Origin of the sequence: Streptomyces sp. NPDC051569, assembly GCF_044454085.1 — a bacterium.
Taxonomy (GTDB): Bacteria; Actinomycetota; Actinomycetes; order Streptomycetales; family Streptomycetaceae; genus Streptomyces.
Map to the genome: position 1 here is coordinate 224161 of NZ_JBITDJ010000004.1, position 16793 is coordinate 240953.

A 16793-nucleotide genomic window follows, 5' to 3' on the forward strand; every position below is an offset into this window, starting at 1 on the left:
CGCAGACCGCGCCCGGCGCACATGCATGGAGGACGTGACGTGGCGAACGACGCCAGCACCGTTTTCGACCTAGTGATCCTCGGCGGCGGTAGCGGCGGTTACGCCGCGGCGCTGCGCGGAGCGCAGCTGGGCCTGGACGTCGCCCTGATCGAGAAGAACAAGCTCGGCGGCACCTGCCTGCACAACGGCTGCATCCCGACGAAGGCCCTGCTGCACGCCGGCGAGATCGCCGATCAGGCGCGCGAGAGCGAGCAGTTCGGTGTCAAGGCCACCTTCGAGGGCATCGACATCGCGGGCGTCCACAAGTACAAGGACGACGTGGTCGCGGGCCTGTACAAGGGCCTGCAGGGGCTGGTCGCCTCCCGCAAGGTGACCTACATCGAGGGTGAGGGCCGGCTCTCGTCCCCCACCTCCGTCGACGTGAACGGCCGGCGCGTGCAGGGCCGCCATGTCCTGCTCGCGACCGGCTCCGTGCCGAAGTCGCTGCCGGGCCTGATCATCGACGGCGAGCGGATCATCTCCTCGGACCACGCGCTGACGCTGAACCGCGTCCCGCAGTCCGCGATCATCCTGGGCGGCGGCGTCATCGGCGTCGAGTTCGCCTCGGCGTGGAAGTCCTTCGGCACCGATGTCACGGTCGTCGAGGGCCTCAAGCACCTCGTCCCGGTCGAGGACGAGAACAGCTCCAAGCTTCTTGAGCGCGCTTTCCGCAAGCGCGGCATCAAGTTCAACCTCGGCACGTTCTTCGAGAAGGCCGAGTACACCCCGGACGGCATCCGCGTCACGCTGGCCGACGGCAAGACCTTCGAGGCGGAGGTGCTGCTGGTCGCCATCGGCCGCGGCCCGGTCTCGCAGGGCCTCGGTTACGAGGAGCAGGGTGTCGCGATGGACCGCGGTTACGTCCTGGTCGACGAGTACATGCGGACCAACGTGGAGACGATCTCGGCGGTCGGCGACCTCGTCCCGACCCTCCAGCTCGCGCACGTCGGCTTCGCCGAGGGCATCCTCGTCGCCGAGCGGCTGGCCGGTCTCAAGACCGTTCCGATCGACTACGACGGTGTGCCCCGGGTGACGTACTGCCACCCCGAGGTCGCCTCCGTCGGCATCACCGAGGCCAAGGCCAAGGAGATCTACGGCGCGGACAAGGTCGTCGCGCTGAAGTACAACCTGGCGGGCAACGGCAAGAGCAAGATCCTCAAGACCACGGGCGAGATCAAGCTCGTCCAGGTCAAGGACGGCGCCGTGGTCGGCGTCCACATGGTCGGCGACCGTATGGGCGAGCAGGTCGGCGAAGCTCAGCTGATCTACAACTGGGAGGCTCTGCCTGCCGAGGTCGCGCAGCTCATCCACGCGCACCCGACCCAGAACGAGGCTCTCGGCGAGGCCCACCTGGCCCTGGCCGGCAAGCCCCTCCACTCCCACGACTGATCCAGTCCCGGGCGCGACCGACCACTACCGCACTTTTGTTAGGAGCAACTGAAACCATGGCGGTTTCCGTAACCCTGCCGGCGCTCGGCGAGAGCGTCACCGAGGGCACTGTCACCCGCTGGCTGAAGGCCGAGGGTGAGCGCGTCGAGGTCGACGAGCCGCTGCTCGAGGTCTCCACCGACAAGGTCGACACCGAGATCCCGGCCCCCGTCGCGGGTGTGCTGGCGTCCATCAAGGTCGCCGAGGACGAGACCGTCGAGGTCGGCGCCGAGCTGGCCATCATCGACGACGGCACGGGCGCCCCCGAGGCCGCTCCGGCCCCGGCGCAGGAAGCCCCGGCGGCTCCCGCCCCGGCGCCCGAGACCACCCCGTCCGCCGAGGCCGCGGCCCCGGCTCCGGCGCCCAGCGCCGAGGCGGCGGCCGGCGGCGGTTCGGCCGAGGGCACCGACGTGGTCCTGCCGGCGCTCGGTGAGAGCGTCACGGAGGGCACCGTCACCCGCTGGCTGAAGGAGGTCGGCGAGTCGGTCGAGGCCGACGAGCCGCTGCTGGAGGTCTCCACCGACAAGGTGGACACCGAGATCCCCGCGCCCGTCTCCGGCGTGCTGCTGGCGATCGTGGTCGCCGAGGACGAGACCGCCGAGGTCGGCGCCAAGCTCGCCGTCATCGGTGCTCCCGGTGCGGCTCCGGCCCAGGCCGCCGCCCCCGCCGCTCCAGCGCCCGCCCCGGTGCAGGAGGCCCCGAAGGCCGCTCCGGCACCGGCCGCCCCGGCCCCCGCGCCGGTCCAGCCCGCCGCCCCGGCCCCGGCTCCGGCCGCCCCGGCCCCGGCCCCCGTCGCGCAGGCTCCGGCCCCCGCGCCGGTCCAGCCCGCCGCTCCGGCTCCGGCTCCCGCCGCGACGTCCGGTGACGACGGCGCGTACGTCACGCCGCTGGTGCGCAAGCTCGCCGCCGAGAACGGTGTCGACCTGGGCGCCGTCAACGGCACCGGCGTCGGCGGCCGCATCCGCAAGCAGGACGTCATCTCCGCCGCCGAGGCCGCCAAGGCCGCGGCGGCAGCCGCTCAGGCCCCGGCCCCGGCCGCCGCTCCCGCCGCCGCGCGGGCGCCGAAGCTGGAGACGTCGCCGCTGCGCGGTCAGACCGTCAAGATGACCCGCATGCGCAAGGTCATCGGCGAGAACATGATGAAGGCGCTGCACACGCAGGCGCAGCTGACCTCCGTGGTCGAGGTGGACATCACCAAGCTGATGCGTCTGCGGGCCAAGGCCAAGGAGTCCTTCGCCGCCCGTGAGGGTGTCAAGCTCTCCCCGATGCCGTTCTTCGTCAAGGCGGCGGCCCAGGCGCTGAAGGCCCACCCGGTCATCAACGCCCGGATCAACGAGGACGAAGGCACGATCACGTACTTCGACTCGGAGAACATTGGCATCGCCGTGGACTCCGAGAAGGGTCTGATGACCCCGGTCATCAAGGGTGCGGGCGACCTGAACATCGCCGGTATCTCCAAGAAGACCGCGGAGCTGGCGGCGGCTGTCCGCGCCAGCAAGATCACGCCGGACGACCTGGCCGGCGCGACCTTCACCATCAGCAACACCGGTTCGCGCGGCGCGCTGTTCGACACGATCATCGTGCCCCCGAACCAGGTCGCGATCCTGGGTATCGGTGCCACCGTCAAGCGCCCGGTGGTCATCAACCACCCGGAGCTGGGCGAGACCATCGCCATCCGCGACATGACGTACGTGGCGCTCTCCTACGACCACCGTCTGGTGGACGGCGCCGACGCCGCCCGTTACCTGACGGCTGTCAAGGCGATCCTCGAAGCCGGCGAGTTCGAGGTCGAGCTCGGCCTGTAAGGGCCCTTGTGCGCCCCTGAAGCACCCCGCAAGGCAATGGCGCCCCCGTCCGGACCTCTCCGGACGGGGGCGCCGCCGTATGGTCTACGCATCGCCCGTTGCCCCACGAGGAGCGCTTCATGACCCCGCCCGTCATCCACTCGCTGCGCGAACAGATCCGCGAGCACATCGTGGAAGGGATCGTCAGCGGGCGATGGAAGCCGGGCGAGCGGATCGTCGAGCGGCGGATCGCGACCGAGCTCCAGGTCAGCCAGACGCCCGTACGCGAGGCGCTGCGCGAGCTGGAGAGCCTGCGGCTGATCGAGTCGGCGCCCAACAAGGGCGTACGGGTCCGGAGTCTGACCGCGGCCGATCTGGAGGAGAGCTATCCGGTACGGGCCGGTCTGGAGCAGATCGCGGCGGAACTGGCCGCCGAGCGGCTGGCCCTGGACTGCTCGGCGCTGGAGCCGCATGTGACGGCGCTGTACGAGGCCGACCGAAGAACCGACGGAACGGGGCAGGTCCGGCACACCGTGGCCTTCCACCGGGAGCTGGTGCGGGCGGCCGGCAACAGCGTGCTGCTGCACACCTGGGAGGGCCTGGGGATCGAGGTGTTCACCGCGCTGTCGATCCGCTGGCTGGGGACCGTGCAGAAGTCGTACGCGGAGGAGCACGAGGAGCTGGTCGAGGCGTTCCGCAGACGGGACCCGCTCATCGGCGCGCTGGTGAAGAATCACGTCCTCGGATGCGCACCGCGCGCCTGATAGACCCTCGCGACCGATTCACCCCTTTTATCGCGATTGATCACGATAAACAACCAGTCACTCGGTGCCTTTTCCCGCGGCACGGAATGCCAATTCGTTCAGATCGCGAAGTTTTACCGTTCATACTTTGATCGATCATCGATCAGCGCTCTACAGTCGACGAGGGCTGCACCCAGCCCGTCGCCCTGTCCTGCCAGACAAGGCTTTTCTCCACCCCCCTCCTGTCCGGAAGGCGGCGACCATGCCCGACCCCGTAGGCAAGCTTCCGAGCGAGCTGGACCAGCTCCCGGACCGTGACACCGAGGAGACCGCCGAATGGGCGGCCTCCCTGGACGCCGTCACCGAGCACGCCGGTCCCCACCGCGCCGCGTATCTGATGCGCCGCACCCTCCAGCACGCCGGCACCGCCGGGGTTCCGGTGCCCGCGCTGTTGGAAACCGACTATGTGAACACCATCCCCACCGCCGCCGAGCCCGCCTTCGACGGCGACGAGGCGATGGAGTCCCGGATCACCGCCTGGAACCGCTGGAACGCGGCCGCGATGGTCACCCGGGGCGCCCGCCTCGGCGTCGGCGGCCACATCGCCACCTTCGCGTCGGCGGCCTGGCTGTACGAGACCGGCTTCAACCACTTCTTCCGCGGCAAGGAGGGGGACGGCTCCGGCGACCAGCTCTACATCCAGGGCCACGCCTCCCCCGGCATCTACGCCCGCGCCTTCCTCGACGGCCGGCTGTCCGAGGCCGACCTGGACAACTTTCGCCAGGAGGCGGGCGGCAAGGGCCTGCCCTCGTACCCGCACCCGCGCCGGCTGCCCTGGCTGTGGGAGTTCCCCACCGTCTCCATGGGCCTCGGCCCGCTCTCCGCGATCTACCAGGCGCGCTTCAACCGCTACCTGACCAACCGCGGCATCAAGGACACCTCCGCCTCGCACGTGTGGGCGTTCCTCGGTGACGGCGAGATGGACGAGCCCGAGTCGACCGCGGCCCTCGCCCTCGCCTCCCGTGAGGGCCTGGACAACCTGACCTTCGTCATCAACTGCAATCTGCAGCGCCTCGACGGTCCGGTCCGCGCCAACTTCAAGATCGTGCAGGAGCTGGAGGCCCAGTTCCGCGGCGCCGGCTGGAACGTCGTCAAGTCGCTGTGGGGCTCCGCCTGGGACGAGCTGCTCGCCCTGGACACCACGGGCGCGCTGGTACGCCGGCTGCGCCAGGTTCCGGACGCGCAGTTCCAGACGTACGCGACCCGCGACGTGGCCTACATCCGCGAGCACTTCTTCGGTGCCGAGCCGGCCCTCGTCGAGCTCGCGAAGCTGCTGCCCGACGCGAAGATCGCCGAGTGCTTCTTCACCTCGCGCGGCGGCCACGAGGCCCGCAAGGTGTACGCGGCCTACCGCGCGGCGCTGGCCCACAAGGGCGCGCCGACCGTGATCCTCGCGCAGACGGTGAAGGGCTACACGCTCGGCGCCGGCTTCGAGTCGCGCAACGCCAACCACCAGATGAAGAAGCTCTCCGGCGAGCAGTTCCGCACCATGCGCGACCTGCTGGAGCTGCCCATACCGGACTCCAAGCTGGACGAGAGCCTGGTGCCGTACATGCACCCCGGCGCCGACTCCCCCGAGGTCCGCTACCTCCAGGAGCGCCGCGCGGAACTGGGCGGTCCCGCCCCGGCCCGCCGGGTGCACACCGTGGCGCTGCCCGAGCAGTCCGAGAAGCCGTTCCAGGCGGTCTACAAGGGCTCCGGCACCCAGTCGGTGGCGACGACCATGGCGTTCGTCCGCCTGATGAAGGACCTGATGCGGGACAAGGAGACCGGCAAGCGCTGGGTCCCCATCGTCCCGGACGAGGCCCGCACCTTCGGTATGGAGGCGCTCTTCCCGTCGGCCGGCATCTACTCGCCGCTCGGCCAGACGTACGACCCGGTCGACCGCGACCAGATCATGTACTACAAGGAAGCCAAGGACGGCCAGATCCTCAACGAGGGGATCACCGAGGCCGGTTCCATGGCCGACTTCATCGCCGCGGCGACGTCGTACGCGACGCACGGCGAGACGATGATCCCGTTCTACATCTTCTACTCGATGTTCGGCTGGCAGCGCACGGGCGACCAGATGTGGCAGCTCGCCGACCAGCTCGGCAAGGGCTTCATCGTCGGCGCCACGGCGGGCCGTACGACCCTGACGGGTGAGGGCCTCCAGCACGCCGACGGCCACTCGCACCTCATCGCGTCCACGAACCCGGCCGCGCTGAACTACGACCCGGCCTTCGCGTACGAGATCGCGGTCATCGTCAAGGACGGTCTGCGCCGGATGTACGGCCACTCCGACCCGGCTCAGAACGAGAACGTCTTCTACTACCTGACGGTCTACAACGAACCGAAGCCGCAGCCCGCGATGCCGGAAGGCATCGAGGAGGGCATCCTCAAGGGCCTGTACCGCTTCAAGGAGGGCACCCCGGCGGCGCCCGACGCCCCCCGCACCCAGCTTCTGGCGTCCGGTACGGCGATCCACTGGGCCCTGGAGGCGCAGGAACTGCTCGCCGCCGACTGGGGAGTCACCGCCGACGTCTGGTCCGCCACGTCCTGGGGCGAGCTGCGCCGGGACGCGCTGGAGGCGGACGAGGCGCTGCTGCGCGGCGAGGAGCGGGTGCCGTACGTGACCCGCGCGCTGTCCGGTGCGCCGGGCCCGGTGCTCGCGGTCAGCGACTGGATGCGTCAGGTCCCGGACCAGATCAGCCAGTGGGTCGAGCAGGACTACACCTCGCTCGGTACGGACGGCTTCGGCCTCTCCGACACCCGTGAGGCGGCCCGCCGCTACTTCGGCGTGGACGCGCAGTCGATCGTGGTCGCGGCGCTGGCGCAGCTCGCCCGCCGTGGCGAGGTCAAGCCGGCGCGGGTCCTGGAGGCCCGCGAGCGCTACGGTCTCTGACCCGCGGAACGCACATCGGGAGCCCCTGTCGCCTGGCGACAGGGGCTCCCCCGCGTGTGACGGGCTCGGCGCCCTCCTCGTCATGAAGTCGCGGCGGGAGGGGCCGACCCGCTCACACGGCAACGAGGCGGACCGGCCGCCGCAAGCACCTGACCGCGCGGCTCACGCTCGACAGTCTCCGCGATGAACGCGGAGAGCTCCCGCTTGCCGGCCCCGGCACGGATCGCTTCCGCAGTCCCCTCGGGCAGGGCGGGACTGGCCTTCGTCGCCGCCCCTCACCGATGTCGTACCTCGTCCCGGACATGACCCGGATGTATCAACCGAGTAGAAAAAAGAGGGCGCCCGTTGCCCGTCCGACCTCGGTCGGGCCTCTGACCGGTATGCGGCGGCTCCGCGTGCGCCGCCCCCCGGCAACCACGATGCTGGACCCGTGATGGACGAGACGGAGTTCTGGGAGATCATCGACAGCACCCGCGAGGCCGCCGAGGGCGACCCCGAGGACCATGCCGATCTGCTGGTCGAGCGGCTGATGCGGCTCGACCCCGATTCCGTCCTGGACTTCGGGCGCCACTTCGAGGCCCGGTACAACCGCGCGTACCGCTGGGATCTGTGGGGCGCCGCCGTCGTGCTGCTCGGCGGGGCGAGCGACGACGCCTTCGACTACTTCCGCTGCTGGCTCATCGGACAGGGCCGCGAGATCTTCGAGGGCGCGCTGCACGACCCGGACAGCCTGGCCGAGCTGCTGGACCACTTCGACGAGGACCTCGACGGGGACGGCGAGGAGCTGGGGTACGCGGCGGACGAGGCGTACGAGCAGCTCACCGGCGCCGTGCCGCCCGACCTCGGGATCGCGCCGCAGCCGGCGGACCCGGAGGGGGCCTTGCTGGACCTGGAGAACGACGCGGCGCTGGCGGAGCGGTTCCCCGGGCTCTGGGAGCGCTTCGGGGCCGAATAGGGCTGTCCGGCTCGGCGGAGCCCTCCCTCCGGCCCAACGGGCTCAGGGCGGCCGCGTGTTCTCGCGGCGGCCCCGTGGGCTCAGGGCGTCAGCGAGATCGCCATGAACACGTCGTCGACGTACCGCCCGTCCAGGTGGAACTCCCCGGGCAGGACGCCCTCGACGACGTACCCCTCCGCCTCGTAGAGCGCGCGGGCCGGGGCGTTGTGCCCCAGGACCCGCAGGGTCAGCCGCCGCGCGCCCTGGTTGCACGCGTGCAGGGCGGCGGCGCGCAGCAGCGCCCGGGCGATGCCGCGCCCGCGCGCCTCGGGGTGGACGACCAGGCCCTGTATCTGCCGTACGTGCGCGTTGCTCGCGAGTGACGTGGGCCGGGCCACCCGGATGTACCCGACGACCAGGTCCTCCCCGCCGGGACCGTCGGCCTCGGCGACCAGGTACTCCTCGGGCCGGTGCCGGGCGTCGAAGAACGGATCGTAGGGCGGCTGCGGCTTCGGCGTCACCGCGTGCAGCGGCGACCATGTCCGGTGGTCCAGTTCGGCCAGGACGGCTGCGTCGGAGTGGACGGCGGGACGTATGCGCGATTCGGACATGGCGCAACTGTGCCACGAGCCCTTCCAGGGGCAGGATGGGGCCATGAGGATCGCGGTCACCGGCTCCACCGGGCTCATCGGTACGGCTCTTGTACGCTCCCTGCGCGCGGACGGCCATGAGGTGCGCCGCCTCGTGCGGCACCCCGCCCGGGGCGCCGACGAGGTCCAGTGGGACCCCATGCGCCAGTACGTCGACACCGACGGTCTCCGTGGCTGCGAGGCGGTCGTCCACCTCGCGGGCGCGGGGGTGGGCGACCGCCGCTGGACGGAGGCGTACAAGAAGGAGATCCGGGACAGCCGGCTGCTCGGTACGGCGGCGATCGCGGAGGCCGTCGCCTCGCTCGACGTGCCGCCCCGGGTCCTGGTGTCCGGATCCGCCATCGGGTTCTACGGTGAGACCGGGGACCACGCGGTCGACGAGAGCACGCCCCCCGGCGACGGTTTCCTCCCCTCACTCACCGTGGAGTGGGAGGAGGCGGCCCTGGCGGCCGAGGAGGCGGGCGTGCGTACGGTGTTCGCCCGCACGGGTCTCGTGGTCTCGCGCGAGGGCGGTGCCTGGGGGCGGCTCTTCCCGATCTTCCGGGCGGGCCTGGGCGGACGGCTCGGATCAGGACGGCAGTACTGGAGCTTCATCGCGCTGCACGACGAGGTGGCGGCGCTGCGGCACCTGATCGACACGGACTCGCTGGAAGGCCCGGTGAACCTGACGGCGCCCTCACCGGTGACGAACCGTGAGGTCACGGCGGCGATGGGCCGGGTCCTGCGCCGGCCGACCCTCTTCCCGGTCCCGGCGGCGGCGCTGCGGGTGGCGCTGGGCGACTTCGCGGAGGACGTGATCGGCAGCCAGCGCGTGCTGCCGACCCGCCTGCTGGAGTCCGGCTTCCGGTTCGCGTTCCCGACGATCGACGAATCGATCCGCGCGGCGTTGCGCTGACCGGTCGCCCGGCGGGGGCCCGGGCGGCGCCCTTCCACCCGTATCCGCCCGCGCGCCCCACCGGATTCCGCCCGTGCGTCGGCGGCCCCGCGCCCCCATTGCATCGATGCCCCCGCCCACGCGCGTCCGCCGCGCGCCCTTTCCCTTCCTACTCTCGACCGGAACTCGGGCATTCCGACGTCGGGGAGGGGCACGTGATCAGCACCGCGCACCACGCGACCGCACATCAGGCGACCGCGCATCAGGCGGACGTCGTCATCATCGGAGCCGGAATCGCAGGTCTGGCGGCGGCTCATCACCTCACCAGCGCGGGGGTGACGGTCCGTGTCCTGGAGGCCGCCCCTTACGTGGGAGGCCGCCTGACCACCGACCAGGTCGACGGTTTCCGGCTCGACCGCACCGGACAGCTGCTCAACACCTCGTACCCGGAGCTGCTGCGCACCCCGGGCCTGGAGGGGGCCGCCCTCAGGATGTTCTCGCCGGGCGTGCTCGTGCACAGTGACGGACGGAACTACCGGACCGGGGCCGTCGGGAGCGCACGGAGCGCATTGACAGCGGCGCGCGCCCTGGCGAGCGCCCCCCGTCCCCCGGTCGGCGGCGCGCTCGACCAGGCCCGGCTCGGCGCGTCCCTCGGCCGCCTGGCGGCGACACCGACGCCCCGTCTGATGGCCCGCCCCGAACGGACCGCGCTGGAGGCGCTGTCCGCCCGGGGGCTGCCCTCCCGTACGGTCAACGGCTTTGTGCGCCCGCTGCTGTCGGCACTGCTGTGCGACCCGGACCTGACCACGTCCAGCCGCTGCGCCGACCTGGCGCTGCGCGCGTTCGCCCGGGGCCGGCTGTGTGTCACGGCGGGCGGGGCGTCGGCGCTTCCGGAGCTGCTGGTGCGGGCGCTGCCGCCGGGAACCGTCCGTACGGACGTCTGCGTCACGGACGCGTCCATCAGCGGTGTGACCACCAAGGAACACGGCGAGATCGCCTGCCGGTCGCTGGTGGTGGCGACCGGTGCCCGGGCGGCGGCCGAGCTGCTGCCGGGGCTGCGGGTGCCGGACTTCCACGCGGTGACGGTCCTGCACCACACCGCTCCGGCGCCCCCGCTGACGGATCCGGCGCTGCTGCTGGACGCCGAGCGGAGCGGCCCGGTCTCGCACACGGCGGTGATGAGCGCGGTCGACGCCTCACGGGCGCCGGACGGCCGGGTCCTGATCTCGTCGACGGTCCTGGGCACGCCCCCTCCGGCCGCCGAGCTGAACCGTACGGTCCTGGCCCATCTGGCGCGGCTGTACGGGACGGCGACGGACGACTGGGAGCTGCTGGCCGTCCATCACGACCCGGAGGCGGTGCCCGCCATGCCGCCGCCGCACGACCTGCTCAGGCCGGTGCGACTGCTGAAGGGGCTGTACGTATGTGGTGACCACCGGGACACGAACACGGTCCAGGGCGCCCTGTTCTCGGCTCGTCGAGCCGCTCACGCGGTCCTGGGCGATCTGGGCCTGAAACCCGCGCACACCCCCGCACACGGGAGGACACGGCTGCCCGCGGTGGCATGACCGGCTCGCGGCCGGGAGCGCGCGGGTCCCCGGGCCCGCGCGCGTCGGGGCGCGGCGCACCGGCCGCCGCCCCGCTGCCGAGGCCCCGCTGACGAGGCCCCGTCGCCGCCCGTCGCCGCCCGCCCGCCGCCGCCGCCCGCCGCCGCCCCGTTCAGCTGAACATCGCCGTCCGGTCGCGGTAGTTCCGTACCGCCGCCGCGTCCCGGTACGGCTCCAGCCGCCGTTCGAAGTCCCGTACGTACTCCACCGCCCGGGCCGACCGCATCTCCGTGGCCTGCTGGGCCGCCTCCGCGCCCAGCAGGCACGCCTGGTCCAGCTCGCCGAGGCCCAGGCGTGAACAGGCGAGGACGACCCGGCAGAAGAGGCGGCTGCGCGCGTAGGCCGGGGCGCGGAGCTGGAGCGAGCGTTCGGCGTACTGCACGGCGGTGCGGTACTGCTGGAGGTCGCGGTGGCAGTGTCCGAACTCGTCCGCGAGCTGCGCCTCGTCGAAGAAGCGGGCCCAGTGCGGTGCGTCGTCGCCGGGTCTGGCCGCCTCCAGGGCCCGTTCGGCCCGTACGAGGGAGGCGGTGCAGGCCCGGGCGTCGCCGAGCACGCCGTGTCCCCGGGCCTCGGCGGAGTGCAGCAGCGCCTGCACGGCCGGGGGCGCGGACCCGCCGAGCCCCTGCTGGGCGACGCGGGAGAGCTGGATCGCCTCGCGGCCGTGGCCGAGGTAGACGGCCTGCCGGCTCATGGTGGTCAGGACGTACGCGCCGTACGCGCGGTCCCCGGCCGCCTGGGCGAGCCGCAGGGCCTGGACGAAGTAGCGCTGGGCGAGGCCGTGGGCGGCGATGTCGTACGAGGTCCAGCCCGCCAGCCGGGTCAGATCGGCGGCCGCCGCGAAGAGCCGGCGCCCGGTGGCCTCGCCGTACCGGCCGCGCAGCATGGGCTCGGTCTCGTGTTCGAGATAGCGCACGAGCGCCTGGCGGGCGTGGCCGCCGCCGTACGTCTGGTCGAGGGTACGGAAGAGATCGCCGACGGAGCGCAGCGCGGCGATGTCCCCGGCGGTGACCTTCTGACCGGCCGCGCGTTCGGTACGGGGTCGGGGGACCGGGGGCAGGGCGGCGACCGGGGCAGGGGCGTGACCGGCGGCGGAACGCCCCTGGAGCGGCACCCGGGCGGCGTCCCGCAGGGCGGGGTCGGGGCGGCCGACGCGGTCGTCGGCGCGGCCGATCAGCCAGTCCCGGCTGGGAATGACCAGCCCCGCCGGGGTGAACGCGATCTTGCGCAGTTCGGCGTGGCTGCCGGAGTCCTTGCGCCACAGCCCGCTGACGATGTCGACGGCTTCCTCGGGCGTGGACGCGAATTCGAGCCCCGCGTAGACCGGGGCGCAGGCCTCCAGACCCAGGTCCTGGGCGGAGAGCCGCCGGCCGAGCCGGCGGGTGAAGACCTCGGCGATCAGTGCGGGCGTGGTGCCACGAGGCTGCTGCCCGCGCAGCCAGCGCGTCACCGACGTCTTGTCGTACCGCAGGTCGAGGCCGTGTTCGAGGCCGAGCTGATCCACCCGACGGGCGAGCCCCGCGTTGGAGAATCCGGCTTCTGAGATGAGCGCGGCGAGCTGGCGGTTGGGGATGCGCTGCGGAGGTCGTTCCGACATCAGCTGTACGGTCTCCTGCCTTCCGGGCCCGGGGAGCAGCCCTCATGGAACGGCGCGAATTTAGCGGTAGCGACCACCTTGATTGCGGCGTTCGTCCCACCTTCATCCGATCGTGTGAGGATCCAGGGCAGCGCTGACGCGGCGGGACGGACCCTGTCCCGCGCCCCGTCCCGGCCACCTGCCCCGGCGCCTGCCCCCGCGACCTGCCCGGCCGCTCCCCCGAACGCCGCCGTACAGTTGCGAAGGGCGCGACACGTGCACCCTGAAGGTTCTAAGGAGACTCTGCCGTGAGTGAGCTGCGGTACGTCCATCTGGGCTTCGGCGAGGAATCCGTCGAGTACCAGGAGGCCTGGCAGGAGCAGCGCCGGGTGCACGCCGCCCGCTTCGCGGACGAGATCCCCGACACCTGCCTGCTGCTGGAGCACCCGCCCGTCTACACCGCGGGCAGGCGTACGGCGGACAGTGAGCGCCCGCTGGACGGCACTCCCGTCGTCGACGTGGACCGCGGCGGCAAGATCACCTGGCACGGCCCGGGCCAGCTCGTCGGCTACCCGATCCTGAAGCTGCCCCGTCCCGTGGACGTCGTCGCGCACGTACGCCGCCTGGAGGAGGCGCTGATCCGCACGGCCACCGAGTTCGGCCTGGAGACGACCCGGCTGGAGGGCCGCAGCGGGGTGTGGGTCCTCGGGGACCCGGTGGCGGAGCGTCCCGCGATCGGCGGTCTCTCACTGGACTTCGACCCCCGGCTGCGGGACGACGAGTTCGACCCCCGGCTGAACGGTCCGGAGTACGCCCCGTCCAACGCCGGCCAGCGCCGGGAGGACCGCAAACTCGCGGCGATCGGCATCCGGGTCGCGAAGGGCGTGACCATGCACGGCTTCGCGCTGAACGTGAACCCGGACAACACCTGGTTCGACCGGATCGTGCCGTGCGGGATCCGGGACGCGGGCGTCACGTCGCTCGCGAACGAGCTGGGCCGCGACCTGACGATCGCGGAGGTGCTGCCCGTACTGGAGAAGCACCTGCGCGACGTGCTGGAGGGCGCGGCGCCGAAGCCGCGCGAGGTCGAGCGCGCGAGCGTCTGACGCCCCGGGCTCCGCCGGACCCCGTCCGGGACCGTGCCGGGCCCTCGGGGGCCGGGCCTTCGTCCCGGGCCGTGATCACAGGCCTCGGCCCCGACCGCTGGTCCGACCGGGGGAATGGGCCTCTACGGCCACTGGTTGGCCAGACGTCATGCCACACAAATAACGGGCGTAACCTGGTGTTCGCCGAAGAATCGAATGCCGCGCCAGCAGAGAGAGGTGCCGGACGTGTCCGCTGTCGCACCCGACGGACGCAAGATGCTGCGCCTGGAGGTCCGGAACAGCCAGACCCCCATCGAGCGCAAGCCCGAGTGGATCAAGACCCGGGCGAAAATGGGTCCCGAGTACAACCAGCTGCAGAAACTCGTGAAGAGCGAGGGCCTGCACACGGTCTGCCAGGAGGCCGGCTGTCCGAACATCTTCGAGTGCTGGGAGGACCGTGAGGCGACTTTCCTCATCGGTGGCGACCAGTGCACCCGGCGCTGTGACTTCTGCCAGATCGACACGGGCAAGCCGCAGGCGCTGGACCGTGACGAGCCGCGCCGTGTGGGTGAGTCCGTCGTCACGATGGACCTGAACTACGCCACGATCACCGGCGTCGCCCGCGACGACCTGGAGGACGGTGGCGCGTGGCTGTACGCGGAGACCGTGCGCCGGATCCACGCGATGACGGCGGAGCGCGCGGCCGGCGGTACCAAGGTCGAGCTGCTGATCCCCGACTTCAACGCCGTGCCCGAGCAGTTGGCGGAGGTCTTCTCGTCCCGCCCCGAGGTGCTCGCGCACAACGTCGAGACGGTGCCCCGGATCTTCAAGCGGATCCGTCCCGGATTCCGCTACGAGCGCTCCCTCGAAGTGATCACGCGCGCCCGCGAGGCGGGCCTGGTCACCAAGTCGAACCTGATCCTGGGCATGGGCGAGGAGCGCGCCGAGGTCAGCGAGGCGCTGCGGCACCTGCACGACGCCGGCTGCGAGCTGATCACGATCACGCAGTACCTCCGTCCGTCCGTGCGGCACCACCCGGTCGAGCGCTGGGTGAAGCCGCACGAGTTCGTGGAGCTGCAGCAGGAGGCCGAGGAGATCGGCTTCTCCGGTGTCATGTCGGGGCCGCTGGTGCGTTCGTCGTACCGCGCGGGCCGGCTGTACCAGCAGGCGATGGAGCGACGGGGCGCGGCGGTGGCCGGCCAGGCCGTCTGACTCCGCGCCCGGACGCACGGCCTCCCGCTGTGTGAACCCGAGCACAAGCGACTACTTGCCAGTAGCAAGTGGTCGCACCGCGGCCCGTACTCCCCCCGCAGGTCGGGGGCGGTGTACGGGCCGCTTCGGCGTTCTCACGTCTCCCCGCCAACGTTTCATTCGCGTTTGACCGGTCGGTCACGCCCTGGTAACACCAGTCAGTGACGCTGGTTCCACGCACCGCGCACACTTTCCCACCGCTCCAGGCTCCAAGGGAGACCGCCACCATGCAGGTCGCGCCGGTACGACCCGTAACCGAAGCAAGGGCGGCGGCCACCCGCCCGGCAGCCATCCGCCCCGTCACCGCACTGCCCTCCGTCGCCACCGCGCTGCGCGCCGTGGAGTCCCTTCTGCTGAGCGGCGGCCAGCGCACCGCCCGCCGCAACGCCTGGGCGGCCGTCCTGGAGGACCGCCGCAGGGCCAAGGACCGGGCCGAGGTACAGCACGTACTGGAGGCGGTGTCGGACCGCACTTCCCACGCCACGTAAACTTCAGGACATGGCGAGGAAGGAAACCGCAGACACTACTGCGAACGCGGGGCGACTGAAGCAGATCGTCCTTACCTACAAGATGACCCGGCGGGCCGACTCGAAGGTCGGTCTTGTCGTCGCGGGTGTGGGAATCGTCACCTTCGGTGTCTTCCTCGCGATCGGCTTCCTGATCGATCACCCCATCTACCTGGGGATTCTGGGCTTCATCCTGGCGTTCCTCGCGATGGCGATCATCTTCGGCCGCCGGGCCGAGCGAGCCGCCTTCGGGCAGCTGGAGGGCCAGCCGGGCGCGGCGGCCGCGGTGCTGGAGAACGTGGGCCGTGGCTGGACCACGACGCCCGCGGTGGCGATGAACCGCAGCCAGGACGTCGTTCACCGGTCCGTCGGCAAAGCGGGCATCGTCCTGGTGGGCGAGGGCAACCCGAATCGGGTGAAGGGCCTGCTGGCCGCCGAGAAGAAGCGCATGGCCCGTGTCGTCGTGGACGTACCGGTGCACGACATCATCGTCGGTGACGGCGAGGGCCAGGTGCCGCTGAAGAAGGTCCGTACGACCATGCTGAAGCTGCCCCGCGTACTGGCGGGGCCGCAGGTCACGGCGGCCAACGACCGGCTGCGCGCGCTGGGCGACCTGATGAGCAACATGCCCCTGCCGAAGGGTCCGATGCCGAAGGGTATGCGGATGCCGCGCGGCGGGAAGATGCGCTGATCGCACCCACCACGTAACACACGTACAAGAGGGCGGTCCGGAACGCGAGTTCCGGACCGCCCTCTCTATGTTTCCGTTCTCCTGGAAGCCGGCGCCGGTGGCGGCCCGTGCCGGTCGCGGCGTCAGATGCGCACCTGTACGGAGCGGGCGAGGCGGTCGTGCAGTCCGCGCCCGTCGCGATCCCAGATCAGCGCCGGGATGGCCAGGCAGAGCAGCAGACTGCGCAGCAGGACGCGGCCCAGGGAGATCCGGCCGCCGCTCTCGGCGACGACCCGCAGGCCGAAAAGGCGCTTGCCGGGGGTGGAACCGACCGTACTGACGGTAAGCACGCTCAGGACGAAGAGGATGCCGAGCGCCCAGTTGCCCGCCGCCTGCCAGTCACCCGAAGCGAGCAGCCCGTATGCGATCAGCACGCACAGGGCCCAGTCGACGAGGAGGGCGCCGAAGCGCCGGCCGAGCGGCGCTGCCGAGCCCGGTCCCCGCTCCGGCAGTCCGAGCCGTTCACCCCGGTAGCCGAAGTCGACGCCCATGTCCTCGGCGGCCGCACGCGGCCCGGAGAGCCACGATCCGATTACTTGCCTGTTGTCCACCCGCCTACGGTACTGCGCCCCTGTTTGCACCCCCGGGACGGGGTATCGCGGACCGGTTGTCCAGCCCCGGCGCCCACCCGGGCTGGTTAACTTC

At 71.6% G+C, this 16793-nt stretch carries 14 protein-coding genes; 11 read left to right on the plus strand and 3 right to left on the minus strand.

The features are described 5' to 3' along the window. Positions 1 to 39 precede the first annotated feature (39 nt). The 5 genes from lpdA to ACIBAE_RS09235 all read left to right on the plus strand — a co-directional run bounded on the left by lpdA (position 40) and on the right by ACIBAE_RS09235 (position 7893). Positions 40 to 1428: a dihydrolipoyl dehydrogenase gene (gene lpdA, locus ACIBAE_RS09215; protein ID WP_399283365.1), complete on the plus strand. Its 1389-nt coding sequence runs from the start codon at positions 40 to 42 to the stop codon at positions 1426 to 1428. A 56-nt stretch (positions 1429 to 1484) separates the two neighbouring features. Continuing rightward, positions 1485 to 3272, plus strand: a complete 1788-nt coding sequence (gene sucB, locus ACIBAE_RS09220; RefSeq protein ID WP_399283367.1) for a 2-oxoglutarate dehydrogenase, E2 component, dihydrolipoamide succinyltransferase — start codon at positions 1485 to 1487, stop codon at positions 3270 to 3272. Between the two features lie 119 nt (positions 3273 to 3391). Beyond that, on the plus strand, positions 3392 to 4015 hold the full coding sequence (locus ACIBAE_RS09225) for a GntR family transcriptional regulator (RefSeq protein WP_399283368.1): 624 nt from the start codon (positions 3392 to 3394) through the stop codon (positions 4013 to 4015). A 241-nt stretch (positions 4016 to 4256) separates the two neighbouring features. After that, positions 4257 to 6938: a pyruvate dehydrogenase (acetyl-transferring), homodimeric type gene (gene aceE, locus ACIBAE_RS09230; protein WP_399283370.1), complete on the plus strand. Its 2682-nt coding sequence runs from the start codon at positions 4257 to 4259 to the stop codon at positions 6936 to 6938. 433 nt (positions 6939 to 7371) lie between these two features. Further along, positions 7372 to 7893 carry a DUF4240 domain-containing protein gene (locus ACIBAE_RS09235; RefSeq protein WP_399283791.1) on the plus strand — a complete coding sequence of 174 codons (522 nt, stop codon included), beginning with the start codon at positions 7372 to 7374 and terminating at the stop codon, positions 7891 to 7893. Positions 7894 to 7973: 80 nt separating this feature from the next. Here ACIBAE_RS09235 and ACIBAE_RS09240 read toward each other — a convergent pair whose 3' ends face one another. Then, positions 7974 to 8483 carry a GNAT family N-acetyltransferase gene (locus tag ACIBAE_RS09240; RefSeq protein WP_399283371.1) on the minus strand — a complete coding sequence of 170 codons (510 nt, stop codon included), beginning with the start codon at positions 8481 to 8483 and terminating at the stop codon, positions 7974 to 7976. Between the two features lie 43 nt (positions 8484 to 8526). On the opposite strand from ACIBAE_RS09240, the gene ACIBAE_RS09245 reads away from it, so the two are divergent. Together ACIBAE_RS09245 and ACIBAE_RS09250 are read left to right on the plus strand one after the other, a co-directional pair. Next, entirely contained in the window at positions 8527 to 9417 is an 891-nt protein-coding gene (locus tag ACIBAE_RS09245) for a TIGR01777 family oxidoreductase (protein ID WP_399283372.1), read from the plus strand. A gap of 194 nt (positions 9418 to 9611) precedes the next feature. Further along, entirely contained in the window at positions 9612 to 10964 is a 1353-nt protein-coding gene (locus ACIBAE_RS09250) for an NAD(P)/FAD-dependent oxidoreductase (protein WP_399283373.1), read from the plus strand. A gap of 151 nt (positions 10965 to 11115) precedes the next feature. On the opposite strand, the gene ACIBAE_RS09255 is transcribed toward ACIBAE_RS09250, so the two are convergent. Next, positions 11116 to 12597 carry a regulator gene (locus tag ACIBAE_RS09255; protein WP_399283374.1) on the minus strand — a complete coding sequence of 494 codons (1482 nt, stop codon included), beginning with the start codon at positions 12595 to 12597 and terminating at the stop codon, positions 11116 to 11118. Between the two features lie 287 nt (positions 12598 to 12884). On the opposite strand from ACIBAE_RS09255, the gene lipB reads away from it, so the two are divergent. The 4 genes from lipB to ACIBAE_RS09275 all read left to right on the plus strand — a co-directional run bounded on the left by lipB (position 12885) and on the right by ACIBAE_RS09275 (position 16109). Next, a complete protein-coding gene (gene lipB / locus ACIBAE_RS09260) occupies positions 12885 to 13682 on the plus strand; it encodes a lipoyl(octanoyl) transferase LipB (RefSeq protein WP_399283375.1) in 798 nt (265 codons plus the stop codon). A gap of 225 nt (positions 13683 to 13907) precedes the next feature. Continuing rightward, complete coding sequence (locus ACIBAE_RS09265; protein ID WP_399283376.1) at positions 13908 to 14873, plus strand: lipoyl synthase; 966 nt, start codon at positions 13908 to 13910, stop codon at positions 14871 to 14873. A gap of 266 nt (positions 14874 to 15139) precedes the next feature. After that, the gene (locus ACIBAE_RS09270; protein WP_399283377.1) at positions 15140 to 15400 is read left to right on the plus strand and encodes a hypothetical protein; all 261 of its coding nucleotides are present in this window, start codon (positions 15140 to 15142) and stop codon (positions 15398 to 15400) included. Positions 15401 to 15410: 10 nt separating this feature from the next. Beyond that, the gene (locus tag ACIBAE_RS09275) at positions 15411 to 16109 is read left to right on the plus strand and encodes a DUF4191 domain-containing protein (RefSeq protein ID WP_399283378.1); all 699 of its coding nucleotides are present in this window, start codon (positions 15411 to 15413) and stop codon (positions 16107 to 16109) included. A 122-nt stretch (positions 16110 to 16231) separates the two neighbouring features. Here the strand turns inward: ACIBAE_RS09275 and ACIBAE_RS09280 are convergent, their stop codons facing one another. After that, the gene (locus tag ACIBAE_RS09280) at positions 16232 to 16699 is read right to left on the minus strand and encodes an RDD family protein (RefSeq protein ID WP_399283379.1); all 468 of its coding nucleotides are present in this window, start codon (positions 16697 to 16699) and stop codon (positions 16232 to 16234) included. Between the last annotated feature and the right edge of the window lie 94 nt (positions 16700 to 16793).

Coding starts and splice junctions, on each gene's coding strand:
- ACIBAE_RS09270 (WP_399283377.1), top strand. CDS start 15,140: ATGCAGGTCGCGCCGGTACGACCCGTAACCGAAGCAAGGGCGGCGGCC.
- ACIBAE_RS09225 (WP_399283368.1), top strand. CDS start 3,392: ATGACCCCGCCCGTCATCCACTCGCTGCGCGAACAGATCCGCGAGCAC.
- sucB (WP_399283367.1), top strand. CDS start 1,485: ATGGCGGTTTCCGTAACCCTGCCGGCGCTCGGCGAGAGCGTCACCGAG.
- ACIBAE_RS09240 (WP_399283371.1), bottom strand. CDS start 8,483: ATGTCCGAATCGCGCATACGTCCCGCCGTCCACTCCGACGCAGCCGTC.
- ACIBAE_RS09275 (WP_399283378.1), top strand. CDS start 15,411: ATGGCGAGGAAGGAAACCGCAGACACTACTGCGAACGCGGGGCGACTG.
- ACIBAE_RS09255 (WP_399283374.1), bottom strand. CDS start 12,597: ATGTCGGAACGACCTCCGCAGCGCATCCCCAACCGCCAGCTCGCCGCG.
- ACIBAE_RS09245 (WP_399283372.1), top strand. CDS start 8,527: ATGAGGATCGCGGTCACCGGCTCCACCGGGCTCATCGGTACGGCTCTT.
- aceE (WP_399283370.1), top strand. CDS start 4,257: ATGCCCGACCCCGTAGGCAAGCTTCCGAGCGAGCTGGACCAGCTCCCG.
- ACIBAE_RS09235 (WP_399283791.1), top strand. CDS start 7,372: ATGGACGAGACGGAGTTCTGGGAGATCATCGACAGCACCCGCGAGGCC.